Consider the following 26,220-nt stretch of genomic DNA (forward strand, 5'->3'; position numbering starts at 1 on the left):
GCTCGCGGCTCAATCGGTTTTCGTTAAGCCTTAGGCTTCCGCCACCGCATCGGCCCAAGGATGAAAAATCTCGACCGCGCCGGAATTCGTGTCGCCCTGGCGCATCACTACGCTCGGGAAGGCGAACTTCATCGGCACGGCCTGTACCTGCGTCTCCTCATAGTCGAAGCGCGCGGCGAGTGCCTTGCGGACTTCCTTCGGAAGTCTGGCGTCGCCGATCACGATCGCGCCCTCGCTGGCATCGATGCGCGGCTGGTGGATCGCGGCATCGAGATCCATGCCGAAATCCATCGCAAACGACACGATCTGCATCACCGACGGCAGGATGCGGCGACCGCCGGAGGCGCCGACCGCGAGCCGCTTGCCGTCCGCGGTCTCGGCGATGACAGGCGTGTAGTTGGTGAGACAGCGCTTGCCTGGGGCGAGCGAGTTGGTGGTGCCCGGCGTCGGGTCGAACCACATGATGCCGTTGTTCATGGCGATGCCGGTGTGCGGCGTGACGTATTTCGAGCCGAAGGAGGACAGCAGCGTCTGCGTCACCGCCGCGATGTTGCCGTGGCGGTCGACCACGGAGAAGTGCGTGGTGCAGGCGGGCGCCAGATAGTCCGCGCCGAGCGAGCGCTTGCCGTCGGCATCGCCCATATCCTTGAGCCGCTCGCGATAAGCCGATTGCAGGGCGAGCGCATATTCGACATAGCCGGCCGCGTCGGGCGCGCTTCCCGGATTCAGGTTCTGCTGCAACAGGCGCAGCGCATGCGCCATTGTCGGCCCGGCTGTGAGCTCCGGCGTCGCAAACACCTTGCCGCCGCGATAGGGGATCGCCAGCGGCTCGCGCAGATGAGCTCGGAACGCGGCGAGGTCCTCCACCGACAGCGCGCCGCCGTCGGCCTTGATGTCGGATGCGATACTCCTGGCGAGATCGCCCTGGTAGAAATCGCGCGGACCGGCGTCGGCAAGGTGCGACAGCGTCGCCTTCAGAGTGTCCAGCGGCAGTCGCGTCTCGGACTTGATGCCCCACGGCGCGCTTGGCGGCAGGCCGTCCTTCAGGAACGTTGTCGCGCTCGCGGGATAGCGCCGAAGATCGGCCGCCGATGCCGCGATCGTCAGCGTGGTCCACCAGTCAACCAGCAGGCCTTCGCCGGCGAGGACCGCTGCCGGCGCGACCAGATCCTTCCAGGGCAACTTCGCGTGACGGCGATGCGCCTCCTCCATGCCGGCGACGACGCCGGGCACGGCGATCGCGCCGGGGCCGTGGATGTTGCGGTCGTCCTTCACCCGCTGCCAGGGGAACAGATCGGAAGCCGCGCCTTCGCCGCTGAGCGGATAGTCGGCGGCGCGCAGGCTTTGCGGCGCGCACATGCCGTAGTCGATCACTTCGTAGCGATTTTCCGCGGCACGGTAGAGCACCATGGCGCCGCCGCCGCCCATGCCGCTGTTCCAGGGCTCCAGAACGTTGAGCGCGAAGGTGGTGGCGACGATCGCATCCACGCAGTCGCCGCCCGCCGCCAGCACTTGCGCCCCCACTTCGGCCGCCCGCCGCGACTGCGCGGCGACGATGCCGCCTTTGGTTGTGATGGCGGGCTTGCGGACGGTTTGGGCGTGGCTGAACTGGTGCGGCATGATGATGTCTGTGTGCTGTCTTCGGTTTGGCTTCGTTGCGCTGAGCTCCGCAATCGGCGGAGTGCGCGGACAATGGCACATCGTCCCCACCGAGAATATCGAAAGGGAGGCGCGACATGGCTGGTGTGAAGCAGGCGGGGGAGGCGCCAACGCGTGAATGCCCGGGGCATAGGCGAGCGGAAGCGACGCCGTCCTTCGGACGGCTATGCCCGGGCATCACGAGTCGAGAGACCGATCAGTGGGAAGCGGAAGCCGCAGAGCTCAGCGCGCGCGATCCAGCCGGCTGGCCTGATACTTGGCGTGCCATTTCGGGCCAGGCCCGCGCATGTAGTGGAGCTCGGGCCGGTAGGGATTGCCCGCGATCCGGATCAGCGTCTGCCATTTGCCGGCGACGAAGCTCAGGGGCTGGCGGAGCAGGGTCAGTGACGCGAGCAACATGGCATCACCTCAGTGCGGCTTGCCGAGCATGGCAGTGAAGGGGAGGTCGAAGATCTCCTCGCCGTCGGAGCCGCTGACATGGATCACCCAGTCGCGCCAATCCTCAGCGCCGGGCGTCAGGATCATCGCGTTCATGATCTGGGCGGCACGGTCGCGCGCCTCGGTCAGGTTGGTCACGGCTGTGCCGCTGCGATCGATCAGCGTGCCCTCGGTATTGGAGCAGTGAAAATAGACCTGGACCATATGCGTCTCCTATTGGGAGCGATTGGGACGGCAAACCGATACCATTCCAAGCCTTCGCGAAACATTCGGGTCGAGCCCGGTAAGGGAATCTACGGAGATTGGTCGGCGCCAAGCCCCCTGCTGGTTTGATCACAAGGGGGTGTTGATCAACTGGACGGCGTTCCCGCGGCATGGAACAACCCTGGACGGAAAGTCCGGGAGGCGCCGTGAACCACCTCACATTTTGGCGTGAAAGCCGAAGCCTGCGCGCATGCGCGGGCGCCTTGGTGGTGCTCCTGACCCTCACCTCGGTAGGCTCATCAGAACCGGTCCGCAAGAGCGGCTATGCGATCGGCACGGAGACCTGCGGCAGTGCCGATCTGGCTTTTCCCAGAATCCAGATCGACATGAAGGCCGGATTTTGCGCCGGCCTCGTCGCCAGCGAGGAGGATCGGCTGAAATTCCCGCGGGCGATCATCCAGGTGCCCGGTCGTGACCTGTTCGTGGTCGCCGACATGGCGGGCTGGGGCCATACCGATGGCCGACTGCTGTTGCTCGACCCGCGCGCGCCCCAGGGACGGCGGTTCAAGGAGCTGCTCACTGCAATCGAATATCCGTTTGGCCTCGTGATCGGTCCGGACAAGAAGCTCTATGCCTCGAGCGCGGAGACGATCTTCCGGTTCGATCCGCTCGCCGACAATCCGCGCGACATGGTCGAGACCATCGTCCGTCAGATGCCGGGCCGCCGGATCACATTGCCCGACGGCACCAGGGTCGACGAGAGCGCGCACCCGCTCAAGCAGTTTGTGTTCGACAGGAACGGCCGGCTGTTCGTCAACATCGGCTCGCACAGCGACGACTGCATCACGCCGGCGCCGATCACGCGACCTTGCGCGGCGGCCGAGGGTGCTTCCGCGATGGCGTCGATCTGGCTGTTCACGCCGCCCCCGGGCGGTATCTTCCCGGCGTTGAAGCCTGGCGAACCCGACCCGCCGCACGGCGTCTATGCGCGCGGCCTGCGCAACTCGATGGCGCTGGCGCTGCACCCGAACTTTCCCGATGCGGGCTATGCCTTCCTGCAAGGCGAGAACGGCCGCGACCTGCCTGACATTTTCAAGCCGAACGAGGAGATCAACGCCATCGAGCAGGGCAGGCATTACGGTTGGCCTTATTGCTACGATTTGTCGACGCCGAGTCCCGAATTCAGGATCGTATTGCAGTCGGGGATCTACAAATCGCTGTGCACCGCCAACGCTCTCTACAAGGCGCCGTTCTCGCTGCTGCCGCCGCACGGCGCGCCGCTCGCGATGCTCTATTATCACGGCGCGAAATTTCCGGAGCTCGAGGGCAAGCTGCTGGTCGGCCTGCATGGCTATCGCCCGACCGGCAGCCGCGTCATCGTCTATGACGTCGACGACCACGGCTTCCCGAAGCCCGCCCCGGCGCCGGTCCGCTATCATGTCAGTTGCGCGGCCGATCCGACCCACAGTTTTCAGACCGAGGCCGGCGACGTCGCCGCCGCGCCGTTCGAGGAGCTGATCGCAGGCTGGCACCGCGTCAACGGCGCGCGGCCGCAGGGCGCCCCCGTCGGCATGACGGTCGCGGAGGACGGCGCAATCTGGTTGGTCGAGGACAAGAACCAGACCGTGATCCGGATCGACCGCGCCGCGGGCGATGCGCCGCCGCCGTTGCCCTGCGACATGCGTAGCCAGGCGCTGATCGACCAGCTCGCGGCCTTCGTTGCTCGGGATGCTCAGAACAGCGTCCGGCTCACCAATTTGCGCAAGGGCCTCGTCGAAGAACATTGCTTCGGCTGTCACTCGGATTTCGGCTTGAAGCCGGGCCAATCTGACGCTCAGAAGGACGCGACGGTGCTTCGCTTCATGCTGTCGCAGGATGGCTGGATCTATCCTGGTGATCCCGACTTCGGCAAGTTGCGCACGCGGCTTCGTGGGTTAGGCGCGGAGAAGCTGATGCCGCCGGGTGGCGAAGGCCTGCCGAAGGCCGAGCCTGGTTACACGCGCCTGCTCGACACGGCGGATCTGCTGGTGTCAAAAATGGTTCCAGGCATCCGGATGCGGATCAAGTCCGGCCCGCCGCAGCGCAAGTTCTTTGGCAAAACCAACAAGGAATGCGGCGAAATACCGGCTGCCAAGGTCGTCGTCGTGACACAAAGGAACGCTGTAGACAAACCCGGCTTCAGCCGCTTCTTCCGGCCGGCCGATCCCTATCTGAATGGCGAGTGCAGCGACGACGATGGCTATTACATCCGGCAGGAATTTCTGGTGCCTGTGCAGTAGCGTTGTTCTCGTCCTTGCGACGGCACCGGCACGAGCGGAAACAAAACTGTTCGAAAGCGTGCAGGTGACGCCATCAGGCGAATACACGTTTGGCATCGAAGGCCCGGCCGCCGATCTCGACGGCAATCTCTTCGTTGTCAATTTCGGCAAGCCCGGCACCATCGGCAAGCTGCCTGTCGGCGGCGCGGCGTCCGAGCCGTTCACGGCTTTGCCCGATGGCAGCGTCGGCAATGCCATCCGCTTCGCGCGCGACGGCACCATGTTCATCGCCGACTACAAGAAGCACAACATCTTCGCGATCCCGAAGGGATCGACCGAGCCCGCCATCTGGTTTCACTCCGACGAGATGAACCAGCCCAACGACATCACCATCGCCCGCGACGGCACGATCTACGCGAGTGATCCGAACTGGAAAGGTCGCGAAGGCCATATCTGGCGCATCGCGAAGGCAGCCGACGGAACGGTGCAGGGACAGCTCATGTCGGCGCCGCGCGCGATGGGCACCACCAACGGCATCGATCTCAGCCCCGATGACAAGACGCTCTATGTCGGGGAATCCAGCAGCGGCCAGATCTGGTCCTACACGATCGGCGGCAACGAGCTCACCAGTCCAAAACTCGTCAAGGCGTTTCAGCCCGACAGCGTCGATGGCCTGCGCACCGACATGGCTGGCCGCCTCTATGTCGCGCGCATCCTCAAGGGCACCATCACGTTGATGAAGGCCAATGGCGCGGTCGAGCGGGAGATCGCGCTGAGGGCCAAGGAGCCGACAAACCTTGCCTTCGGCGGTAGCGACGGCAAGACGATTTTCGTCACCCAGCGTCAGGGCGGCTTCGTCGAGTCCTTCCGCACCGACCAGCAGGGCCGCGAGCACTGCCTTCAGCGCGGGCGTTGCTGAGCTTCACGAGCGATCTGCTTCAGGCGCAGGGCGGTGTGACAGGAGCGGCATTCTTCTTGCTTGCATCTCGCCGCCGCGGGGATTTAGACATCTGTGGCACCCTCAAAGCGACCACGGAGTGTTCGAGTGAAAGCCGTCCATACCGAGCTGCATCGCAGCCACGATCCGCAATTCTTCCTGGTTCGCGGTGTCGTCAAGCGCACCACCGAGCAGCCCGAGCGTGCTGACCGCCTGCTCAAGGGGCTCAAGGACGGCAAGCATCAATTGGTCGAGCCGACCACATTCGGGCAGGGGCCGCGTGCGCGCATCCACAGTCCGGAATATCTGTCGTTCCTGAGCGAGGCCTGGGAGGCCTGGACCGCGCTGGGCGATTCCGGCCCGGAGATGATCGGCAACATCCATCCGGTGCGCCATGCCGCGACTTATCCCACTCACATCATCGGCAAGCTCGGCTGGCACACCGCCGACACCGCGGCGCCAATCGGCCCCGGCACCTGGGCCGCGGCCTGCGCCGCGACCGACGTTGCCGTCACCGCGGCACAGATGGTGATGGACGGCGAGGACGCGACCTATGCGCTCTGCCGGCCGCCCGGCCATCACGCCTATCGCGACATGGCCGGCGGCTTCTGCTTCCTCAACAACAGCGCGATCGCGGCGGCGCATCTGCGGCAGAGGCACGAGCGTGTCGTGATCCTCGACGTCGACGTCCATCACGGCAACGGCACGCAAGGAATCTTCTACGCGCGGCCGGACGTCTACACGGTCTCGATCCATGCCGATCCCGTCGCGTATTATCCTTACGTGTGGGGCTATGCGCATGAGCGCGGCGAAGGTCCCGGCCTCGGCACCAACCTCAATATCCCTCTGGCGATCGGCACGGGGGATGACGGCTACATCCAGGCGATGGACGTTGCGCGCAGGGCAATCGAGTCCTTCGCGCCCGGTGCTCTCGTCATCGCGCTCGGCCTCGACGCCTCCGAGCACGATCCGCTGAAGGGTCTCGCCGTCACCACGCCCGGCTTTCGCCGCATCGGCCAGGCCATCGCAAAGATGGGCCTGCCGACCGTGTTCGTGCAGGAGGGCGGCTATCTCTCGGATATCCTCGGCGCCAACCTGACCTCGGTGCTGGCGGGATTCGAAGAGGCGCGGTGAGGAGGACTGCCTCCCTAATCCTTGAACAGGATCTGCTCCAGCAGGTCGATCCGCCTGATCCGGATGCTGCTGCCGTCGATGGCAATGATGCGGCGGTTCTGGAAGCGCTTCAGCATCATCGTGACCCATTGCCGGGTCGAACCGACCATGGCCGCGATCTGGTCATGGGTGATCTTGCGGTTGATGAGGATGCTGTCGCCGACGGCATCACCATGAAGCTCCGATAAGGTGAGCAGGAACTGCGCTAGCCGTTCGATCACCGACCGCGTGCCGAGGATCTGCGCCATCGAGGAGTAGCATTTGCCCTTGGCGATCAGGCCGTCGATCAGTGCCAACGCGAAGCTTGGCATGGCGGTCAGTAACTTCTCGAGCACAGGCCCGGACAGCACCGTGATCTCGCAGGCGTCGATGGCGACGCCGGACCACATGTGCACGCCGCCGCCCGAAATCTCGGGGCCTCCTATGAAATGTCCTGGCGTCCAATAGGCGAGCGTGATCTCGCGCCCCGACGGCGCCGTGTAGTAAACCCGCACTTGCCCTCGACGAATGATGAAGATGCCATCGTGGCCGTCGCCCTGGCTGAACACCATCTCGCCCTGCGGTACCGTGATCGTGCGGCCGGCCGCGTGCACGCGCGCCTGCTCGGGTGCCGACAAACGACCAAGGAAATGCGCACCGGCGTTCAGCCCGTCGATCGTCTCGCTCATGAACAGCGCCGAGCTTACGGTCTTGGCGCGAGCGTTGCGGCTCGGTCGCGACTTCTCGCGGCCGGTCCAGTCGAACTGAACGCCTGGATGGGGCGGGTCGACGAAAGCGGTAGGCCCGGCCGCGGCAGCTTCCTTGAGTATGGTCATCGCAATCCGTCAGCTCTCAGATCTTTTGCGAATAGGTAAGAGCGGGGGTGGGGCGGTGTCCATCTCTTTGCGATTGTTCCAAACCAGTTAGCAAAGCTTGATATGCGTGGCGTGCGACAGCGAAACGATTCCTCTGTCGACGGCATTGTCCTGAGAAAATCCTTTGCGCCTTGCTCGACCAATCACGGCGGGAGCGGCAGCAACATCGATGCAAGTAATTGCTTCAACGCCGGCGTTACGCCTTCGATAGTCCCGTTGCGCGTTGTCGCCGGCACGGGGCCGGCCTCTGGGGACAGTTCGATGATCGATTTGAGTTCTTTGAAAATCAGTGCGGCCGTCATGGCCACTGCGATCGCCATGTTCGGACCGTCGCAGGCGGAGACCATCAGGGTCGCGGTCGGGACGCAGGATACGACCATTAACTGCGCGACCGGCGGGCTGCTCATTCGCGAGCTCAAGCTGCTGGAAAAATTTCTGCCGCGTGAGGGCAAGTACAAGGATATCACCTACGACATCCAGTGGAAGAACTTTACCAGCGGCGCGCCTCTCACCAACGAGATGGTTGCAGGCAAGCTCGATTTCGGCGCGATGGCTGATTTTCCGGGCTCGTTGAACGGCGTTGCATTCCAGAAGGCGGGGCGCCGCAGCCTCTTCATCAGCGTGTTGTCCGGCAGTACCAAGGGCAGCGGCAACGGAATCGTGGTGCCGTCGAGCTCGCCGGTGCAGTCGCTCGACGAGCTCAAGGGCAAGACCATCTCCGTTCCCTTTGCCTCGACCTCGCATGGCATGCTGCTCCGGGCCATCGAGTCCAAGGGCTGGAACCCCGAGACCGACGTCAACATCATCACGCAGGCGCCCGAAGTTGCAGGACCTGCCTTGCAGGCGGGCAAGATCGAGGCTCATGCCGACTTCGTGCCCTTCGCGGAGCTGTTTCCATGGCGCGGCTTTGCGCGAAAGATTTTCGACGGTGCGCAGGCGAACGCGCCGACGTTCCATGGCGGACTGGTCGATGCTGACTATGCCGACAAATACCCGGAGATCGTCGTCGCCTATCTGCGCGCCGCGCTGGAGGCCGATCGGCTGATCGCGGAAGAGCCGGAGAAATACAGCGAGCTGATCGCAAAGGTGACCGGCATCGAGGCCGAGGTCGATTACCTCTTCCACGGCCCGCTCGGCCTTCAGACCCGCGATGTGACCTGGAAGCCGGAATACCGTCAGGCCGTCGCGACCTCGATCAAGACGCTGAAGCTGCTCAAGCGTGCGGACAAAGATCTGGATGCCAACCAGTTCGTCACCGACAAGTTCGTCCGGATTGCGACCGCGCAGGCCGGTCGGGATTATGATGCGGAGTTGAAGAACTACGCGCAGCTTCCGCTGAAAGCCAGGGATGCGGAGACCGGCGCCGAGATCAGCGATTTCACTCGGGTCGCGCAGATATGGGTCAAGGACGAGCCTCGTGTGCGCCACTACGCCTCGCCTGAGAACGCGCTGAAGGCGCTCGCCGGGCTGGAGAAGGACGGCAAGCCCATTCGCGTCGTCTATGCACAGGATCGTGAGAGCGGCATCAAGCTGTTCGCAAGCCAGGCTTGGTTCGTGCGGTCGGCAAAGGGCGAGTTGAGCGCGTTCCTGCTCAAGGACGCGGCCGAACGCTGGTCGAAGCAGCATGGCGGCGCGGTGCTCGACTTTCCGGCTGCGCGTGAGTCGCTTGTCGCGAGCCGGTGAAGCGATGAAGAGTGCACTTCAGGGCAGCCGGCCCGCCGGCATCCGGTGGGTGGTCCGCGGCCTTTCGATCCTGACCTGCATTGCCCTGTGGCAGGTCGCTTCTACGTCGCACCTCAATCTGGGGATCGTCACTTTCCGCAACGTGCCGCCGCCGGTCGAGGTCATTCAATCCGCCGTCGCCTTACTTCGGTCTCCGAAACTCGCTGCGCATATCAGCAGCAGCTTGTGGCGGGTGTTCGCGGGCTACGCGGCCGCGGTTGTGATCGGCGTGATCCTCGGTTTCGCGATCGGCCGCTCGCGCGCCGCGAGTGACCTGTTGCTGCCGCCGCTCGAATTGCTGCGGCCGATTCCGGCGGTGGCGTGGATACCGCTCTCGATCCTGATGTTCCCGTCGTCCGAGCTGTCGATGATTTACATAACCTTCATCGGCGCCTTGTTTCCGATCGTGCTGAACACGGTCCACGGTGTTGCCAATGTCGACCGCCGGCTGGTCGCCTCCGCGCGCAGTCTCGGCGCCGGCGGTCTCGCGATTCTCAGGGAAGTGGTGCTGCCGGACGCCGCGCCGAGCATCGTCACCGGGCTCGCGATCGGCATGGGCACGTCGTGGTTCTGCCTCGTCACCGCCGAAATGATCTCTGGCCAGTTCGGCATCGGCTACTACACCTGGGAGGCGTACACGCTCCAGAATTATGCCGACATCATCGTCGGCATGCTGATCATTGGCCTGCTCGGCATGGGCTCCAGCTGGCTGCTGACGACGGCCGGGCGGCTTCTGATGCCTTGGCGCAGCACGCGGGTAGCGCGATGAACATTCGGGTCGCGGATATCGAGGCGAAGAGTGTTGGTCGCATCGACCTCGCCGATGTCTCGATCTCGCTTGGCAAAGGCGGCGATGCGTTCGAGGCGGTGAGCGGTCTTAGCATCGCGATTGCGCCGGGCGAGCTCGTGTGCATCCTGGGTCCCTCCGGCTGCGGCAAGTCCACGCTACTTGGCGCGTTGGCCGGGCATCTGCAGATCACGGCAGGTCGGCTCACGGTCGACGGGCAGTCAATCCAGCGGCCGAGTCCTGATCGGGGAATGGTGTTTCAGCAACATACGCTGTTCCCCTGGAAACGGGTCCGCGACAATGTTGCCTTCGGCCCGAAGATGCGCGGCCTGGCAAGAAGAGAACGCGATCTCGCCGCGGACTCCATCCTGAAGTTGGTCGGCCTATCCGGCTTCGAGGCGTTCTATCCAGCGCAACTGTCAGGTGGAATGCAGCAGCGCGTCGAGATCGCGCGGGTCCTGATCAACCAGCCACGGGTGCTGCTGATGGACGAGCCTTTCAGCGCGCTCGATGCGCAGACGCGCGGCATGATGCAGGAGGTCCTGCTCGACATCTGGAGCAAGATCCCGACCACCACGGTCTTCGTCACCCACGACATCGATGAAGCGTTGTTCCTCGCCGACCGCATCGTCGTGATGAGCGCAAGACCCGGTCGGGTGATCGAGGATATCGTGCTGCCGTTCGCGCGGCCGCGAAGCCACGATCTCGTCACCGAACCCGAATTCGTACGCTTGAAGCGGCATGTCATGCAGCTTCTGCGCCGACCGGAAGGCAGCGAGCCGCTGGCACGGCTCAGCCCGCTGGGCGTGACAGCCTAGAACATCCCGCTTGCCGCCAGCGCCTTGCAGACGTGCTGCATCTCGGTCTCGTCCGCGACCATGTCGAGCATGATCGTGGTCAGCCCCTTCGCGGCAAATTCCTTCAGCTTCGCGCCGATCTCCGCGTAGCTGCCGACGAGGTAGGGGCAGTCGGCCTGGAAGGTCAGGAACGGCAACAGCCAGTAGCCATTGTCCGCGAGCTCGCCGTTCTGGCTCTCGTAGAGGCGCCGTTTCCACACGGAATCGCTGTTCTCCACCGTGAGCACGAGCAGCTCGCGATCGTCGGCATTATCGCGGAAACGCGCCTTTGCGGCTTGCCGTGCCTCGTCGCGTCCCTCGCGAGCGAAAATTCCAAAATTCACGCCCGGCGCATCGAGGCCACGGTCAAGATCGGGCGGCAACATCTGCATCTTGATGCAGCCGGTCTCCTTTGCGACGCGCTGTGCCGGCTCGGACTGGCCCGCGACCAGAAATTCCGGCATCAGCTCCGGCGGCAGGCGCGGCCGCAGTTGCAAATTGCTCGCGCGGTAGAACCGGCCCTCGAAAGTCGCCGGCCGCGGGCTTGCCAGCAACTGGCGCATCAGCGCAACGAATTCGCCGAGCCGGACATAGCGGTCGGCATGCGACTGCTCGTCGTCCAGCCCCTGCAAATCGCTGAGCGCCGTCCCCGTGATCATGTTAAGATAGACCTTGCGGCCGTGGAGTTGCGCAAAGGACGAGACGAATTTTGCCGCCGTGAACGGGTGCATGTAGACCGGATTGACCGCGATCAGCGGCGAGGATCGGGTCGTCTCGCCGATGATGTGCTGGGCCATCGCCCAGGGCTCGACGAACACGTCGTTGCCTTCGAACAGCAGGATGCCTTCGAAGCCGTTACGGTCGGCGAACTGCGCCACGCGCATCAGCTCGCCGACATATTTCTTGGGGTCGCGGTTGCGCGAGATCGCGGGAAAGACACGCAGCCGCGGCAGTGTCATTCAGCCGCCTCCTGCAGCGGCCACGCGTTGCGGGTGATGGGAAGGCCGCCGGTGGCGCGGGAGCCGTCGGCAATCGCGAGACGATGCGAAGGCGACGGCGAGAGTAGCTGGAATCGCCAGCCTTCCGGATCGTCGGCGATATCGGGCTTGAAGCTGATCTCGATGGCCTCGCGCGACACCAGCATCGCGAAGGCATCGAGCGGCAAATTGAGGCCGAAACCCCTAGCCTTCAGATAGGCCTCTTTCAGCGTCCAGTAGTCGAAGAAGCGCTCGGTCGCGGCGGGCTCCGGCAGTCCGCGTAGCGTTTCGACCTCTTCCGGCGCGAAGAACCGAAGCGCGGTCGACAGCGGCGCCACCCGACGCGAGACGGTCTCGACGTCGACGCCGACGGTCTCATGCCCCGACACGACGCAGGCGACGCAGCCGTCGGCGTGCGACAGGCTGAAATGCAGCGTGCTCGAGGTCTTGGGCGATGCGACAAACGGCCGCCCGTAACGCCCGGCCGCAAATGACCAGTCGGTGGGTGCGACATCAGGTGCGGCGTGCGAGAGCGCGAGGCGCAACATCGCATGCGCGAAAATATACTGCCGCTGGTGCCGCTCGAACATGAAGCGATCGGCTCGTGCCCGTTCGTCGACCGAGAGCAGGCGCCGGCACGTATCAACCGCATCCGGCGCGTCAAAAGTCTCGATCAGTCCGACAAACAGTTCAATTCTGTCGTCTGCCATCAATTGCGCCCATGGCGTCAGGCCGGGGCCAAATCCCCTGCCATGACGGAAGAATCAACTGAGCAAGAATCAACTAAGCGGACCGCTTCTAGCGGTCCACTCCGGCGAATCCTTGTCGATTGCTGGCCGGTTTACGGGCGCAAGCTTGTGCGAGACCCCAACTCGACAGGCGAGCGGCCAAATCTGAAAACTGAAGCCCGAAAACTGAAGCCTGAAGATTCGTGCGGCGTCCCGGCCGACGAGTCTTACGTCTTCTTCTTCTTGGACTTCTTGGAGCCGCCCAGCATCGAAATGCTGGCGTCGACGTCCTTCAGCGCGGACTGCAGCTTCTTCTTCTCGGCGCCGAGCAACTTCTGCAGGGCCTTGCGGTCCTTGTCACTCAACGAGGTGCCCTTGGTAAATTTGATGAAACCCATAACGAACTCCCCGGTTGAAAATAATCGTCCAAATCAAAACGCGAGAATAATCTTGCGCGATGGCGCCAAATAATCAAGATGCAACTTGGTCATTCACAGCTTTGACGGGTGACCCGTATTCGCCCGTGCTGTACGGCCGGTCATGCCGCCCTGCGATTGAGCAATCGGCCGAGCGGTGCGTTGGGTTGGGCGAGGGCCGCCCCGAGCAGCGCGACGAGATCCTCCATCCATTGGCCGACCGTAGCGCCGTCGAGCAGCTCGCTCTTGTAATTGCATGAACCGGTGATTCCCGTCGGTCGCTCCTTGAGCATCAGCGACAGCCAGGTCTGGTCGATCGGCAGCACCGGCTGGCCTTCGCGCGCGATGTTGCCGATCGATCCTGTCGTGAGATCAGGCAGATCGAGCGGCTGGCGCAGCGGATTTTGCAAGGTGAAATAGACCTGGAGCAGCGAGGCTGGATTGACCCCCTCCTGCTCCAGATGGTCGGCCAGGATGTTGAACGGCAGCTCCTGGCGCGCATGCGCGTCAAGCACGCTCTGGCGGACCCGGACCACGGCCTGCACGAACGACAGCTCCGGCGTGATTTTGGTGCGAACGATCACCGTGTTCTCGAACGGACCGACGATCCGGTCGGTGTCCGGCAGGGCGCGATTGGCCATGGCGGTGGCGATCGAGATGTCGTGGCGGCCGGTCCGCGCCAGCAGCACGGCTTTCAAGCCGGTCAGCAGACACATGAACAGCGTGCAATTGTGCTGGCCGGCGAAAGCCGCGAGCCGGCCGATCAGCTCACGATCCAGGCTGACGGGATGGTGCCCCCTGGACGGGCCCGGACTTGATCCGCCCTCGAAGAGGGGAGGCGCCCCGCGCAAATTCTCCGTCCAGTCGGCCGCCTGATGGCGGGCGGCATCGGTGCCGCACCACCAGCGCTGCCAGCGCGCTACGTCCGAAAAGGCCGGCGGCGGTTTCGGCAGCGGCACCGACGGATAGCCAGCCAAGGCCGCATAACAACTGGATATTTCCTCGAACAGCAGGCCGATCGACCAGCCATCGACGACGGCGTGGTGCAGCGTCAGCAGCAAGATGTGATCGCCATCGTGGAGCCGCAACAGCCGGGCGCGCAGCAGCGGCGCGCGCGTGGTGTCGATCGGGACATAGGTCTCCTGTTCGATCAGGAGATCGATCTTGCGGAGCTCCAGCGCCTTGCGCCGCTTGTTGTTGTGGGGCCGGCCGTCGCCGATCGTCTCGACACTCATGACACGGCCGAGGGCGCCGGGCGCGGCGATGCGGCTGACGGGCTCCCCGCCGCTCCAGCCAAAATGGGTCCGCAGCGATTCGTGCCGGCGCACGATGTCATCGATCGCCTGCGCCAGGGCGGTCAGATTCAGCGGCCCCTGGAGACGGAAGGCGAAAGGCAGGTTGAACAGCGGCAAACCCGAAAGATTCTGCTCGATCCGCAGCATCTGGTTCTGCGCGATCGAGAGCGTGGGAGGGCTGCCTTCGGCCAGGCTCGCTGTAGCCAGCCATGCGAAACCTGCGGCCGGCTTGCGCGGCTTTGCCGCCACGGCCTCGTCGACCCGCCGGGCAAGCTCGTCGATCGTCGGTGCCTCGAAGATGGTCTTGATCGGCAGCGAAATGCCGAGCGCCCGGGCGACGCGCGCCATGACTTGGCCCGCCAGCAGCGAGTGGCCGCCGAGGTCGAAGAAATTGTCGGTGACGCCGAGGCTCTCGATCTTCAGCAGGTCGATCCAGATGTCGGACAGCACCTTTTCGGTGAAGCGCCGCGCCGGCACGGTCGCATCCGGTCCGGACGTTTCCTGCTGCGCCGGCGCCAGCAGCGCGGTGCGGTCGATCTTGCCATGGGCATTGAGCGGCACCTCATCCAGGAACAGGAACGCGGACGGGATGGCGTGGCCCGGCAGCCGGCTCTTCAGGAAGTCGCGCAGCTCGCTGGCACTGCTCCGGCTGCCGGACCTTGCGACGATATGGGCAATCAGCCTGACATCGCCGCTTGCTTCGCGGCGCGGCTCGACGATGCCGGCGCGCACACTGGGATGGTCGGCAAGCGCGTTCTCGATCTCCTTGAGCTCGATACGGTAGCCGCGAACCTTGACCTGATGGTCGGCGCGACCGAGGCATTCGATCGTGCCGTCGGCGCGGCGGCGGGCGAGATCGCCGGTCCGGAACAGCCGGCTGCTTGCTTTGCGCGAGAACGGATCGGGCAGGAAGCGCTGCCGGTTCTGCGCGGGGTCGTTGACATAGCCGCGGCCGACACCGGCGCCGCCGATGCAGAGCTCGCCGGTCACGCCGACCGGCTGCGGCTGCAGGCTTGCGTCGAGCACGTAGAGCTGGGTATTCGGCAGCGGCGCGCCGACCGGGACGTTGCCCGTCCGGGTCGTCGGTGCCCTGGTCAGGCGATGCAGCGAGACGTCGTCGGAACATTCCGAGGCACCATAGGCGTTGATCAGCGGCACTTTCGGACAGCGGGCGAACCAGGCCTTGCAGAGATCGACGGGCAGCGGTTCGCCCGTCGAGATCAGAAGGCGCAGCCTCGCAAAGGCGCGTCGGACCTGTGCCTCGTCCATGCGATCGAGGATCACACGCAGCAGCGATGGGACGATCTCGAGCACCGTGATGCCCTCGCGCTCGATCTCGCGCGCGAGCAAGATCGGGTCCTGCACGAGCGCGGTACCGCAGACATGGACGCGCGCGCCGACCATAGGCCCCGCGAGGAACTGCCACACCGAGATGACAAAACTCTGCGGCGCGGTCTGCGCGATCACGTCCCGGCGCGAGAGGTTCAGCTCGGAGATGAGCGAGGCAAGATGGTTCGAAAGCCCGCGCTGCTCGATCATGACGCCCTTCGGCGCGCCGGAGGAGCCGGAGGTGTAGATGAGATAGGCAAGGCTCGACGCCGCGCGTCGCGCCGCGCGGGCCGGCCTGGTCGACATTGGCGCGATCGCGTCCTCGAGCTCGGCCACCTGAAGGCGCTCGACCAGCGGTTCGAGCAGCGCCTCCGCCATGGACGACTGCGCCCGTCCGGTCAGCAGCATGCGGGCGCCGCTCGATCCGAGGATGGTTGCGAGCCGTGCCGGCGGCTGGTCGGGATCGAGATTGAGGAAGGCGGCGCCCACGCGTTGCACGGCGATCATCGCGGCAAGCAGGTCGGGTCCGCGCTCCGCAAGCAAGGCGACCACGGCCTCGGCGCCGACGCCTTCGAGGGTGAGCCAGCGCGCGATCGCCTGGCTGCGGCGCGCCAGCTCGCGATAGCTCAGGGATGTGCGGCCGTCCGACACCGCGATCGCGTTCGGCGTCTTCTTGACTTGGCGGTCGAAACGTTCGCCCGGATTGCCGCGCGTGGCGAGATTGGCCGGGACGCCCCGGCCCTGCGCCAGCAGCTGCCGGCGTTCGGTCTCGGTCAGAAGTGCCAATTGAGAGATGCGCTGCTCCGGATCGGCGATGACGGATTTGAGCAGGGTTTTGAACTGAGCGGCCATGCCCTCGATCGTCGCCGCGTCGAACAGATCGGTGGCGTATTCGAAGAAGCCGGTGAAACGGCCGTCGGCCTCGACCAGTTCGAGCGTGATGTCGAATCGCGCCACTTTTGGATCGATTTCGATCCGCCGCGTCGACAGACCGGGGAAAGACGCCGCCTCGATCGAGGCGTTCTGGAGGATGAACATGATCCGGAACAGCGGATTGCCGTCGCTCCTTCGCGCGATCTGAAGCGCGCGCAGGACCTCTTCGATCGGGAGGTCCTGGTTGCGATAGGCATCGAGCGTGACCTGCCGTACCCGGCGCAACATGTCGCCGAAGCTCGGATCGCCGCCGAAATCATTGCGCAGGATCAGGGTGTTGGCGAACAGCCCGATCAGACGCTCGCTCTCGATCTGGTTGCGGTTGGCGATCAGCGATCCGGTCGCGACATCCTCGTGTCCGGTGTGACGGAACAGCAGGCACTGGAACGCTGCGAGCAGGGTCATGAAGGGCGTGACGCCCTGGTTCTGGCTCAGCGCGCGCAGGTCGGCCGACAGAGTTTTGGAGAATTCGAGATAGTGACGGGCACCGTGGCCGCTCCAGATCTCCGGCCTTGGCCGGTCGGTTCGCAGCGGCAGCGTGGTGACGCCGTCCAGCTGCACCCGCCAGTAATCGAGCTGCTCCTTGGCGGCCGGCGTCTGTGCCCAGCGTTGCTGCCAGAGCGCAAAGTCGCGGTATTGGAAGACGAGCGAAGACAGTGCCGCCACGTCGTTCTTGCGCGCGGCCGAATAATGGGCGGCGAGTTCTTCCCAGAACAGCCGCTGCGACCAGCCGTCGGTGACGAGGTGATGGACGTTGACCACCAGCGCATGGCTGCCCTTGTCGAACGAGAGCAGCGTGACCTTCAGCGGCGGCTCGTGCGCAAGGTCGAACGGATGTTGCGCGAGCCGGAGCGCTTCGCGCCTGACAACAGCGGCTCGCTTGTCCGCGGGGCAGGGCTTGAGCTTGATCCGCTCGAACCGCGGCGGCGATTGCAGCACAAGCTGCACCGGCTCGCCCTCGCGTTCGATGATGACCGACCGCAACGCCTCATGGCGGGCAGAGACCGCGGCAAGGCTCGCAGAAAGTGCGGCGACATCGAGCCCACCCTTGAGGAGCGCGACTTCGACGACGTTATAATTGTAGCGCGTGGGGTCGAGCCGCGAGAGCACGTACATCCGCTGCTGCTGGAACGACAGCGGCGCGTCTGCTTCGCCGGCCTGGCGCCAGGCCGGCAGCATCGTTTCGCGATGGCTTGCGGCGGTCTCGATCCGGTCCGCAAGCGCGGCGGGCGTGGCGCAATCGAAAACGTCCTCGAACGAGAAATCGACATTGAAGCGTTCGCGCAGGCGCGAGCGCATCTGCGTCACCGCGAGCGAGTCCGCACCCAGCGCAAAGACGTCCTGATCGCCCCCGACCTGTGGCAGCTCCAGCAAATTGGCCCAGATCCCGGCGAGCTCAGTCTCCAGCGCGTTGCGCGGCAGACGGGCCTCCTCCTCGCCGCCGCCCATTGTTGCGATCAGCTCGGCCAGCGCATTGCGCTTGACCTTGCCGCTGGCGCCTTTCGGCAGCGTCGCCACGCTACGGATCAGGCTCGGCACCTTGTAGGCCGCAAGCCGTTTCCGGGCGAACTGGCGCAACTGGTCCGAGGTCGCCTCGGAATTCGGCCGCAGCACCACGATTGCGGCGACGTTCTCGCCGAGCTTCGGGTGCGGGACGGCAAACACGCCGGCCTCCAGCACCGCCGGATGGCTGAGCAGGACATCTTCGACTTCCAGGGGCGAGATCTTCTGCCCGCCGCGGTTGATGACGTCCTTGATACGGCCGACGATGAAGAGATAGCCGTCGGCGTCGAGATAGCCAAGATCGCCGGTCCGGAACCAGCCGTTGCGGAAGGCGGCCTGCGTCGCCGCCTCGTCATTATAGTAGCCGCGGCTCATATTGGGACCGCGCAGCATGATCTCGCCTTGCTCGCCGCTGGCGAGCGCGCGGCCGGTCTCGTCCATGATGGCGATCTCGGGGCCCGCGGCGCGGCCGACCGATCCGACCTTGCGCAGCTCGAACGGGTTGGCCGCGATCTGCGAGGCCGCCTCCGTCATGCCGTAGGTTTCGAGCACGGGAACGCCGAACGTCGCCTCCAGTCCGTCGAGGATCGCAGGCGCAAGCGACGCCGAGGCGGAGCGGATCACGCGCAGCGAGGACGATCGGGCAAGATCCGGGTCGGCCTCCGCCGCCGTCAGCAGCGCGCGATGGATGGTCGGCACGGCCGTGTACCAGGTCGGTTGCAGCTGCCGCATCCAGCCGAAGAAGGAGGCTGCGTCGAAATCCTCGGTACAGATCACGCTGGAGCCCGCGGCCAGCGCCGTTAGCAGGCCGGAGATCAAACCATGGGCGTGAAACAGTGGCAGGACGTTGAGCAGACGATCGTGGGACGCAAGCGACAGCACGCGGCCGGCATTGTAGGCGGAGAGGCACACATTGCGATGCGTCAGCGGCACCATCTTCGGCCGCGCCGCGGTGCCCGAGGTCAGCAGGATGAACGCGTCGTCGTCGCCGCGCGAGGCGCCGCTGCTGCTCGCCGGTCCAACAGCCGGCCCGACGAACGTGCAGCCGCCGAGATCGTCTTGCGCCCCCGGCACGAAATCGATCATGGCAATATCGAGCACCTTGGCGACATCGCGGGCCGCCGAGTTCGTGTCGGCCCGGGTGACGAGCGCCGTCAGCTTCAATTCGCTGAAATAGCGTTGCAGCTCGTCCGCCGTCAGATCGGGATTGACGGGGACGCAAGCGCAGCTCGAGGCGACCGCGATCAGGGCCAGTGCGCTGTCGGCACCGCGCGGCAGCGCAACCGCAATGCGGTCGGCAGGGGCGATGCCAAACCCGCGCAGCGTGCGGACGAGATCCTGCGTCCGCGCGCCAATCCCGCCGTAGTTGAGGATCGGCCGGCCGGGGGCGAGGAGGGCGGGGGCCGCCGGCGTCTTGCGGGCATGGAAATCGAGAAGACCGCCGATATCCGCGAATATCTCCGTTTCGGCCGTCGTGCCGGCCAATTCCTGCGGCGCTGGGCGTGTGGCGTCCGACAATTCCGTTCCCTTTTGATCCGATTGGGCTATTCTTCCAAGAAGTTAGGGAACGCGTCCAGTCTGAGGTGAAGTTTTGGCCCCAAAATCTGTGGTTGCGGGGCCCTAAGCCCTTCGACGGAGTGATTGGTCGGGCGGAATCACCATGCTGGAGAATGAGCCGGGCACGGGAGCGGAAGGCGGGCTGAAGCGCTGGCTCGAGGGTATCGGTCTTAGCCACTATACCGATCTCTTCGCGCAGCACCGTCTCGATCTCGACGTCATGGGAGACCTGACCGAATCCGATCTCGTCGAGCTTGGATTGCCGCTCGGCGATCGGAAGCGGCTCCAGCGAGCCATGACCGCGTTGTTCCGGGCCGAAACCGCTGAAAAGCCCGACGCGACGGCGCGCCCGCAAGTCCGGACGGAGGTCGGCGCCGAGCGGCGTCAGCTCACCACCATGTTCTGCGACATGGTGGATTCCACCTCGCTTTCGGTGCAGTTCGATCCGGAAGACGTGCGCGACATGATCGCGAGCTTCCGCGAAACCTGTGTCCGCGTGGTGAAGCATTACGAAGGTTTTGCCGCCCGCTTCGTCGGGGACGGTATTTTGGTCTATTTCGGCTATCCGACCGCACATGAGGACGACGCCGAGCGCGCCGTGCGAGCGGGGCTGGAAATCGTCCGGGTGCTGTCGACCGCCCGCGCGATCGAGCCACGTGGTGCGCTCAGCCACTCACCCGCCGTCCGCATCGGCATCGCGACCGGTCTCGTCGTGGTTGGGGACCTCGTCGGACAGGGCACCGAAGAGCGCGACTCCGCGGTCGGAGAAACCGTCAATCTCGCCGCGCGGCTGCAAAGTCTGGCGCCGCCCAACGGCGTGGTGATTTCCACGTCGACCCAGTCGCTGCTGAAGGGGAAGTTCGACTACCGCGATCTCGGCGTCCACGCGCTGAAGGGCATCTCGGAGAAGGCCCAGGCTTGGCACGTGATGCGCGCCTCGCGGGTGGAGACCCGCTTCGCCGCCGCGATGGGCACGCGGCTGACCCCGCTCGTCAACCGCGAGGAGGAGATTGCGCTGCTGATGGGGCGCTGGCAGCAGGCCAAGGAGGGCGAGGGCCAGGTCGTGGTCAAGTTCGGCGAGCCCGGCATCGGCAAGTCGCGCATCATCCAGGAAATCTTCGAACGGATCGCCGGTGACCGCCATGGACAGGTCTCGTTCCAGTGCTCGCCCTATTACACCTCCACGGCGTTCTATCCGTTCGCCGAGCAGCTCAAATACTCTCTCGGTCTCGATCGCGAGGATGCGTCCGTGCAGTCGCTGGCGAGCCTGGAGACCGCGATCGCTGCCGCTCATGGCGACATCGAGCAGGTTGCGCCGCTGCTTGCCGCGCTGTTGTCCATTCCGACCGGTGACCGCTATCCGCCGCTGGAGCTGTCGCCGCAGCAGCAAAAGGATGCGACCGTCGCGGCGCTGGTCAATCATTTCCTCGGCCTTGCGCGCGAGCAGCCGCTGGTGATCGCATTCGAGGATCTGCACTGGATCGACCCGACGTCCCGTGAGGTGATCGATCTCCTGGTCGACCGGGCACAGAACCGGGCAATCCTGGTCATCATCACCGCGCGCACCGAATTCCAGCCGAGCTGGAACGCCCATTCGCATATCACGACCCTGGTGCTGAGCCGGTTGAGCCGGCAGTTGCGCGCGACGCTGGTCGAGCGCGTGGCGGGACGCGAGCTTCCCAAGGAAGTCATCGAGGAGATCATCGTCAAGACCGACGGCGTGCCGCTGTTCCTGGAGGAGCTGACCAAGACGGTTCTCGAATCCAACCTCCTGACCGAACGGCACGGGCGCTACGTGCTGTCGGGCCCGTGGCGGCAGCTTGCGATCCCGGCGACGCTGACGGACTCGCTGATGGCGCGGCTGGACCGGATGGGGCCGTTCAAGCGGATCGCGCAGATCGGCGCCACTATCGGCCGCGAATTCTCCTACGAGACCCTGCACGCGGTCGCCAACACGCCCGCCGAACAGATCGAGGCCGCGCTCAATCATCTGGAGGAGGCCGGGCTGATCATGCGCCGCGGCCATCCGCCCGACGCGCTCTACTCCTTCAAGCACGTGATGATCCAGAACGCCGCACATGCGAGCCTGCTGCACAGCGAGCGGCGCAAGCTGCATTCCCGGATCGCCCAGGTGCTCGCCGAGATGTATCCCGAGAAGACCGAGCGCGAACCGGAACTGCTCGCCCATCATATGACCGAATCCGGCCAGAGCGAGAGCGCCGCCAGCTTCTGGCTCAAGGCCGGCAAGCAGGCGGCCAAGAGTGGCGCCAATCTGGAGGCGATCGGGCATCTGGGCCGCGGCCTCAGCGTCGTGCAGGCCAATGCGCGCATGCAGGGCGCCGACGAGATGGAGCTCGAGCTGCGCATCGCGCTCGGCAACGCGCTGATCGCCGCCAAGGGCTATGCCGTGCAGGAGGTCGAGGAGAACTACGTTCGCGCCCTCGAACTCGGCCAGCAGCTCGACGACGACGAAAAGGCCTTCGCCGCCACGCGCGGGCTCTGGGTCTGTCATTTCATCCGCGCCGATCTGACCCGCGCGCACGATCTCAGCGTCGAGCTGTTGAAGTTCGCCAAGCGCGAGCGGCTGAACGAGGGGACACAGCCGGCGCAGCAGACCGGCTATCTGATCGAGGCGCATCGCTCGATCGCGATGACCATGCTCTATCGCGGGCGCTTTGCCGCGTCCCAGCATCATCTGCACCGCTGCATCGACCTCTACAGCCCCGACCTGCACTCCGATCTGATGGAGCGGCACGGCACCGATCCCGGCGTCGTCTCGCTGTCCTATCTCGGCTATCTGCTGTGGTTCCTCGGCCGGCCCGACGCGGCGCGCCAGCACAGCGAGCAGGCGATCGCGAACGCCGAGAAGATCCGCCACCCCTTCACGCTCGCCTTCGCGCTCGTGTTCGGCGCCTATCTCTGCCAGCATTTGCGCGATGTCGAGGGCACGCGCGACCACGCCAACCGTGCCATGATCATCGCCACCGAGCACAACTTCCTGCACTGGAAGCAGCAGGCGGCGATCCTGCGCGGCTGGGCGCTGGCGCAGCTCGGCGAGGCCGACGAAGGCCTCAGCCAGATGCGGTTCGGCCTCGACGAATACGAAGCGATGGATTCCTGGCTCGCCGGCTGCTGGTTTCGCTGCCTGCTTGCGGAGGCCTACGCCAAGGTCGGGATGCGCGATGCCGCCTTGCGCGCGCTGGACGGTGCGCTCGCGACCGCAAGACGGACCGGCGACCACTCCTACCTCGCCGAAGTCTACCGCCTGCAAGGCGAGATCACCCTGTCGGACGGGAATCCGGCCTCGGTGCAGGAGGCCGAGGACCTGTTCAACCTGTCGCTGGAGATCGCGCGCAAACAGGGCGCGCTGTCCTGGGAGCTTCGCACCGCCGTCAGCCTCGCGCGCCTGTCGCACGAAGGCGGCAAGCGCGAGCACGCTCGTCTCCTGCTCGTACCGATCCTCGGCAAGTTCAGCGAGGGCTTCTCCACGCCGGACCTGAAACAGGCGATGCAACTGATCGACGAGCTCGGCGCGGGCGCGCTTGTTCGTGAACAGGCCGATCCCTGAGATGAGCGATCTTGCCGCCGCGCGTGCGCGTTACGTGGGGCTGATCGCAAGGCGCGAGCGGATCTCTTCAACGCGCCTGCTCGAAGCCCTCGGCACTGTTCCGCGCGAAAAGTTTCTGGCGAAGGGACCGTGGCGCATCAAGAGCGAGGCGGCGCGCAACTATCGGCTGACGCCGGATGCCGATCCCGTTCATCTCCAGGACAATGTGCTGGTCGCGATCGATGCGCGCCGCAAGCTCGACACCGGACTGCCGAGCCTGTGGGCGCACTTCATCGATTTGCTCGACGTCGGGGAAAAAGACCGTGTGGTCCAGATCGGCTGCGGGCTCGGCTATTTCTCGGCCGTGCTGTCGAAGATCGTCGGCCCGAAGGGCAGGGTGCAGGCAATCGAATGCGACGAGCGGCTTGCGGCGCGAGCCGCAACCTATCTTGGCGCCTATCGCAACGTCGCGGTCGTCCATGGCGACGGATGCGAGGACATCGGCGAGCCCGCCGACGTGATCATCGTTCATGCCGGCTTCTCGCAGCCGCATCCGCTGTGGCTTCGGTCGCTTCGTCCGCGCGGCCGCCTTCTGGTGCCGCTGACCCAGCGGGACCGCGAAGGCGCCGCGCTCAAGATCACCCGCAAGGGCAAGGGGTTCGAAGCCGAGGCGGTGCAGCAGATCCGGATCTTCCCCGGTCAGGGTCGAGGTGTGACCGCGCTCGACGATCGCGTCGCCGACTGGTGGCAGCGCGCCTCCGCGCTGGCCCCGCTGCGCTTTCGCGGCATCGAGCAGGGGCTGCCGTCGGATGGTTAATGCTTCGTTTCATTTTACCTTGATTGCGAATGTAAGTATTCAACACGCCTCGGCGCCGCTATGACTACGGCCTGATCGCCATACGAGCGCGCGCCATGCATTCCGTTGCCCTGCTGACCGCCAGCTACGCCAAGGACATCGAGCGCTTTTCGCTGCTCAGCGAGAGCATCGACACCTGGTTGACGGGCTACACGCGGCATTATGTTCTCGTTAACGATGAGGATCTGCCGCTGTTCGCGCGGTTCGCTTCCGACAAGCGCGTCATCGTTCCGGCCTCGCGCTATTTGCCGAAATGGCTGTGGGCGCTGCCGCCGGCTCTGCAGTTCATCAGCAAACGGCGCGTCTGGCTGTCGCTGCTGTCGTCACCTGTTCATGGCTGGCACATCCAGCAGATCCTCAAGATCGCCGGGGTCCTCAACGCGCCCGAGCAGCGCGTCTGCATCCTGGATTCGGACAATCTGTTCTTCCGCGAATTCGACGTCGGCCAGTATGCCGGCGCCGAGAAGACGCCGCTGTTCGTCACGCGCAACGGGATCGACGCCGCCCACCCCTTGCATGTCCTGTGGCTCCGCACCGTCGATCAGCTCCTTGGCATCAAGGACCGGTCCTTCCCTGCGGACGACTATGTCGGCAACGCGCTGGTCTGGGACAAGGACACCGCGCGTGCGATGACTGAGGCGATCAAGTCGGCGACGGGACTGAACTGGGTTCTGGCACTGTGCCGGAAGAAGAAGTTCTCGGAATATCTCATGTACGGCCATTTCGTCGCGAACGCGCCCGCGCATCTGGCCGCCCATCGGGTCACCGAAGACAGCATCGCGGTCTCGCATTGGGACGACACGCGCCTCGACCGCCCGGCCATCGAAGCGATGATGCGCGCCGCTTCGCCCGACCAGGTGGCGCTGTGCATCCAGTCCTATTCGTCGACCTCGATCGACGACATCCGCGACGTGTTCCGCCTCAGCTCGCGCGACCGTCGCGGTCCGAGCCTGTCTCCGGAGGACATGGGGGACGAGGTTCAGTTCGAGGCTCCGAAGACGCGCTGAGACCCGGCGCCTTCACGCGTCCTTCGTGAATTTGCTGATCACGTTCATGAACGGCTTCGGCTTGAACTCGCCGTCGAGCGGCAAAGGACGGTTCGGCTGCTTGTCGGCCCGGGCAAAGGTGCCGTTGATCCAGCTGTAGCGGTCCGAGAGGCCCCAGGTCAGGATCGAGCGCACCGGTCCGCTGGTCGAGATCGCGGTCAGGAGGTCATTAACGCGCTTGGCTACGATGGCATCGCGCTCCGCCGGCGTCCCCGTCAGCTTCTGGTCGTCGACGTCGAGCTCGGTGACATACACCTCAAGGCCCCAGGCGCGCAGCTCGGTGACGAATTCCGCGAGCCCATGGGTGTCGATCTCGAGCTCGGCATGCAGATGCGATTGCAGTCCCACGGCGTGCAACGGCACGCCCTGGTCGAGCAGGTCCATGATGAGATGACGGTAGGCCGCGCGTTTCGCGATGAACGTGTCCTTCGCCGACTCGATGTCGTATTCGTTGATCGCGAGCTTGACGAAGGGGTCGGCCGCGGCCGCCGTGCGGAACGCCAGCGGAATCCAGCGGTTGCCCAGATGCTGCGTCCAGAACGAGTCGCGGCGGTCTTTTGGACTGCGCGGATTGTCCGGGATCGGCTCGTTGACGACGTCCCACGACGTCAGCTTGTCCTTGTAATAGGAGACGACGGTGCCGATGTGGTCGACATAGGCGCGCTCGACGCCCTTGGTATCCTTGATCTGCTTGGTCCAGTCCGGAATGTCGTGATACCAGGCGAGCGCGTGGCCGCGCATCGTCAGGTCGTTCTGCCGGGCGAAATCCAGGATCGCGTCGGCACGTTCGAACGCAAAGGTGTGCGCGTCGGGCCGCAGCATCGGCCATTTCAGCTCGAGCACCGGAACCACCTGCGTGCAATAGGTGCTGATGGCTTCGCCAAGCCTGGGATCGGCTTGCAGGTCCCAGAGCGTGGCCGCGGCACCAAATCCCCGATAGCGCTGGGCGAGTTTCGACGCCGGCGCTGCGGACGCCGATGCGGCTGCCGCGAGTGCTGCGGCGCTGCCGAGGAGAAATTCGCGTCTGTCGAGCCTGGTCACGGCATTCCTTATCGGAGCCAACGCGCCATCGTACCAAGCGACGCCTTGCAACGCCGGGGTTTTCCCTTCTTGGGTTAACTTTGCCATCTCCGAATTACGGTTCCTTTCAGTGGTCGTGCCCCCC

The 26,220-nt window shown here is 65.0% G+C and carries 19 protein-coding genes; 9 read left to right on the forward strand and 10 right to left on the reverse strand.

Annotation, left to right across the window (positions count from 1 at the left end; all coding sequences use genetic code 11):
• Positions 1 to 30: 30 nt before the first annotated feature.
• The 3 genes from ABIB90_RS15300 to ABIB90_RS15310 all read right to left on the reverse strand — a co-directional run bounded on the left by ABIB90_RS15300 (position 31) and on the right by ABIB90_RS15310 (position 2,301).
• Positions 31 to 1,620, reverse strand: coding sequence for a gamma-glutamyltransferase family protein (locus tag ABIB90_RS15300; protein ID WP_354201025.1), 1,590 nt, complete (start codon positions 1,618 to 1,620; stop codon positions 31 to 33).
• A gap of 261 nt (positions 1,621 to 1,881) precedes the next feature.
• On the reverse strand, positions 1,882 to 2,058 hold the full coding sequence (locus tag ABIB90_RS15305; RefSeq protein ID WP_219685338.1) for a hypothetical protein: 177 nt from the start codon (positions 2,056 to 2,058) through the stop codon (positions 1,882 to 1,884).
• Positions 2,059 to 2,067: 9 nt separating this feature from the next.
• Complete coding sequence (locus ABIB90_RS15310; RefSeq protein WP_007600593.1) at positions 2,068 to 2,301, reverse strand: DUF6894 family protein; 234 nt, start codon at positions 2,299 to 2,301, stop codon at positions 2,068 to 2,070.
• A gap of 206 nt (positions 2,302 to 2,507) precedes the next feature.
• Here ABIB90_RS15310 and ABIB90_RS15315 point away from each other — a divergent pair, with 206 nt between their 5' ends.
• The 3 genes from ABIB90_RS15315 to ABIB90_RS15325 all read left to right on the forward strand — a co-directional run bounded on the left by ABIB90_RS15315 (position 2,508) and on the right by ABIB90_RS15325 (position 6,630).
• The gene (locus ABIB90_RS15315) at positions 2,508 to 4,580 is read left to right on the forward strand and encodes a PQQ-dependent sugar dehydrogenase (RefSeq protein WP_354201026.1); all 2,073 of its coding nucleotides are present in this window, start codon (positions 2,508 to 2,510) and stop codon (positions 4,578 to 4,580) included.
• Positions 4,537 to 5,478, forward strand: a complete 942-nt coding sequence (locus ABIB90_RS15320; protein ID WP_354201027.1) for an SMP-30/gluconolactonase/LRE family protein — start codon at positions 4,537 to 4,539, stop codon at positions 5,476 to 5,478. The genes ABIB90_RS15315 and ABIB90_RS15320 overlap by 44 nt, the downstream gene beginning before the upstream one ends.
• A 126-nt stretch (positions 5,479 to 5,604) precedes the next feature.
• A complete protein-coding gene (locus tag ABIB90_RS15325; RefSeq protein WP_354201028.1) occupies positions 5,605 to 6,630 on the forward strand; it encodes a histone deacetylase family protein in 1,026 nt (341 codons plus the stop codon).
• A 14-nt stretch (positions 6,631 to 6,644) separates the two neighbouring features.
• On the opposite strand, the gene ABIB90_RS15330 is transcribed toward ABIB90_RS15325, so the two are convergent.
• Positions 6,645 to 7,484, reverse strand: a complete 840-nt coding sequence (locus ABIB90_RS15330) for a Crp/Fnr family transcriptional regulator (protein ID WP_502918236.1) — start codon at positions 7,482 to 7,484, stop codon at positions 6,645 to 6,647.
• A 182-nt stretch (positions 7,485 to 7,666) separates the two neighbouring features.
• Positions 7,667 to 7,843 (reverse strand): hypothetical protein, encoded by a 177-nt coding sequence (locus tag ABIB90_RS15335; RefSeq protein ID WP_354201029.1) that lies wholly within the window; start codon positions 7,841 to 7,843, stop codon positions 7,667 to 7,669.
• On the opposite strand from ABIB90_RS15335, the gene ABIB90_RS15340 reads away from it, so the two are divergent.
• From ABIB90_RS15340 to ABIB90_RS15350, 3 genes are read left to right on the forward strand one after another with little or no spacing between them, the layout of a single operon-like run.
• Positions 7,824 to 9,206, forward strand: a complete 1,383-nt coding sequence (locus ABIB90_RS15340; protein ID WP_354201030.1) for an ABC transporter substrate-binding protein — start codon at positions 7,824 to 7,826, stop codon at positions 9,204 to 9,206. The two genes, ABIB90_RS15335 and ABIB90_RS15340, sit on opposite strands and share 20 nt — an antisense overlap.
• A 4-nt stretch (positions 9,207 to 9,210) precedes the next feature.
• Complete coding sequence (locus ABIB90_RS15345) at positions 9,211 to 10,014, forward strand: ABC transporter permease (protein ID WP_354201031.1); 804 nt, start codon at positions 9,211 to 9,213, stop codon at positions 10,012 to 10,014.
• Complete coding sequence (locus tag ABIB90_RS15350; RefSeq protein WP_354201032.1) at positions 10,011 to 10,850, forward strand: ABC transporter ATP-binding protein; 840 nt, start codon at positions 10,011 to 10,013, stop codon at positions 10,848 to 10,850. Before ABIB90_RS15345 ends, ABIB90_RS15350 begins: the two co-directional genes overlap by 4 nt.
• Here the strand turns inward: ABIB90_RS15350 and ABIB90_RS15355 are convergent.
• The 4 genes from ABIB90_RS15355 to ABIB90_RS15370 form a co-directional block, all read right to left on the reverse strand.
• Positions 10,847 to 11,827 carry an LLM class flavin-dependent oxidoreductase gene (locus ABIB90_RS15355; protein ID WP_354201033.1) on the reverse strand — a complete coding sequence of 327 codons (981 nt, stop codon included), beginning with the start codon at positions 11,825 to 11,827 and terminating at the stop codon, positions 10,847 to 10,849. The two genes, ABIB90_RS15350 and ABIB90_RS15355, sit on opposite strands and share 4 nt — an antisense overlap.
• Complete coding sequence (locus ABIB90_RS15360) at positions 11,824 to 12,555, reverse strand: 4'-phosphopantetheinyl transferase family protein (RefSeq protein ID WP_354201034.1); 732 nt, start codon at positions 12,553 to 12,555, stop codon at positions 11,824 to 11,826. Before ABIB90_RS15360 ends, ABIB90_RS15355 begins: the two co-directional genes overlap by 4 nt.
• Positions 12,556 to 12,800: 245 nt before the next feature.
• Positions 12,801 to 12,971, reverse strand: coding sequence for a hypothetical protein (locus ABIB90_RS15365; protein WP_162847227.1), 171 nt, complete (start codon positions 12,969 to 12,971; stop codon positions 12,801 to 12,803).
• 140 nt (positions 12,972 to 13,111) lie between these two features.
• Positions 13,112 to 19,567, reverse strand: coding sequence for a non-ribosomal peptide synthetase (locus ABIB90_RS15370; RefSeq protein WP_354201035.1), 6,456 nt, complete (start codon positions 19,565 to 19,567; stop codon positions 13,112 to 13,114).
• 142 nt (positions 19,568 to 19,709) lie between these two features.
• Between ABIB90_RS15370 and ABIB90_RS15375 the strand changes: the two genes are divergently transcribed.
• The 3 genes from ABIB90_RS15375 (at position 19,710) to ABIB90_RS15385 (ending at position 25,016) form a co-directional block, all read left to right on the forward strand.
• A complete protein-coding gene (locus ABIB90_RS15375; protein WP_007600601.1) occupies positions 19,710 to 23,174 on the forward strand; it encodes an ATP-binding protein in 3,465 nt (1,154 codons plus the stop codon).
• A 1-nt stretch (position 23,175) separates the two neighbouring features.
• The gene (locus ABIB90_RS15380; RefSeq protein WP_219685332.1) at positions 23,176 to 23,970 is read left to right on the forward strand and encodes a protein-L-isoaspartate O-methyltransferase family protein; all 795 of its coding nucleotides are present in this window, start codon (positions 23,176 to 23,178) and stop codon (positions 23,968 to 23,970) included.
• Positions 23,971 to 24,065: 95 nt separating this feature from the next.
• On the forward strand, positions 24,066 to 25,016 hold the full coding sequence (locus ABIB90_RS15385; RefSeq protein WP_354128863.1) for a DUF6492 family protein: 951 nt from the start codon (positions 24,066 to 24,068) through the stop codon (positions 25,014 to 25,016).
• A 12-nt stretch (positions 25,017 to 25,028) separates the two neighbouring features.
• Here ABIB90_RS15385 and ABIB90_RS15390 read toward each other — a convergent pair whose 3' ends face one another.
• Positions 25,029 to 26,096, reverse strand: a complete 1,068-nt coding sequence (locus ABIB90_RS15390) for an endo-1,4-beta-xylanase (RefSeq protein ID WP_354201036.1) — start codon at positions 26,094 to 26,096, stop codon at positions 25,029 to 25,031.
• Positions 26,097 to 26,220: the final 124 nt, after the last annotated feature.

It is taken from the genome of Bradyrhizobium sp. JR4.1 (assembly GCF_040548605.1).
Taxonomy (GTDB): domain Bacteria; phylum Pseudomonadota; class Alphaproteobacteria; order Rhizobiales; family Xanthobacteraceae; genus Bradyrhizobium; species Bradyrhizobium canariense.

Coding starts and splice junctions, on each gene's coding strand:
- ABIB90_RS15300 (WP_354201025.1), bottom strand. CDS start 1,620: ATGCCGCACCAGTTCAGCCACGCCCAAACCGTCCGCAAGCCCGCCATC.
- ABIB90_RS15305 (WP_219685338.1), bottom strand. CDS start 2,058: ATGTTGCTCGCGTCACTGACCCTGCTCCGCCAGCCCCTGAGCTTCGTC.
- ABIB90_RS15310 (WP_007600593.1), bottom strand. CDS start 2,301: ATGGTCCAGGTCTATTTTCACTGCTCCAATACCGAGGGCACGCTGATC.
- ABIB90_RS15320 (WP_354201027.1), top strand. CDS start 4,537: ATGGCTATTACATCCGGCAGGAATTTCTGGTGCCTGTGCAGTAGCGTT.
- ABIB90_RS15330 (WP_502918236.1), bottom strand. CDS start 7,484: ATGACCATACTCAAGGAAGCTGCCGCGGCCGGGCCTACCGCTTTCGTC.
- ABIB90_RS15340 (WP_354201030.1), top strand. CDS start 7,824: ATGGCCACTGCGATCGCCATGTTCGGACCGTCGCAGGCGGAGACCATC.
- ABIB90_RS15335 (WP_354201029.1), bottom strand. CDS start 7,843: ATGGCGATCGCAGTGGCCATGACGGCCGCACTGATTTTCAAAGAACTC.
- ABIB90_RS15345 (WP_354201031.1), top strand. CDS start 9,211: ATGAAGAGTGCACTTCAGGGCAGCCGGCCCGCCGGCATCCGGTGGGTG.
- ABIB90_RS15350 (WP_354201032.1), top strand. CDS start 10,011: ATGAACATTCGGGTCGCGGATATCGAGGCGAAGAGTGTTGGTCGCATC.
- ABIB90_RS15355 (WP_354201033.1), bottom strand. CDS start 11,827: ATGACACTGCCGCGGCTGCGTGTCTTTCCCGCGATCTCGCGCAACCGC.
- ABIB90_RS15360 (WP_354201034.1), bottom strand. CDS start 12,555: ATGGCAGACGACAGAATTGAACTGTTTGTCGGACTGATCGAGACTTTT.
- ABIB90_RS15365 (WP_162847227.1), bottom strand. CDS start 12,971: ATGGGTTTCATCAAATTTACCAAGGGCACCTCGTTGAGTGACAAGGAC.
- ABIB90_RS15375 (WP_007600601.1), top strand. CDS start 19,710: ATGCTGGAGAATGAGCCGGGCACGGGAGCGGAAGGCGGGCTGAAGCGC.
- ABIB90_RS15380 (WP_219685332.1), top strand. CDS start 23,176: ATGAGCGATCTTGCCGCCGCGCGTGCGCGTTACGTGGGGCTGATCGCA.
- ABIB90_RS15385 (WP_354128863.1), top strand. CDS start 24,066: ATGCATTCCGTTGCCCTGCTGACCGCCAGCTACGCCAAGGACATCGAG.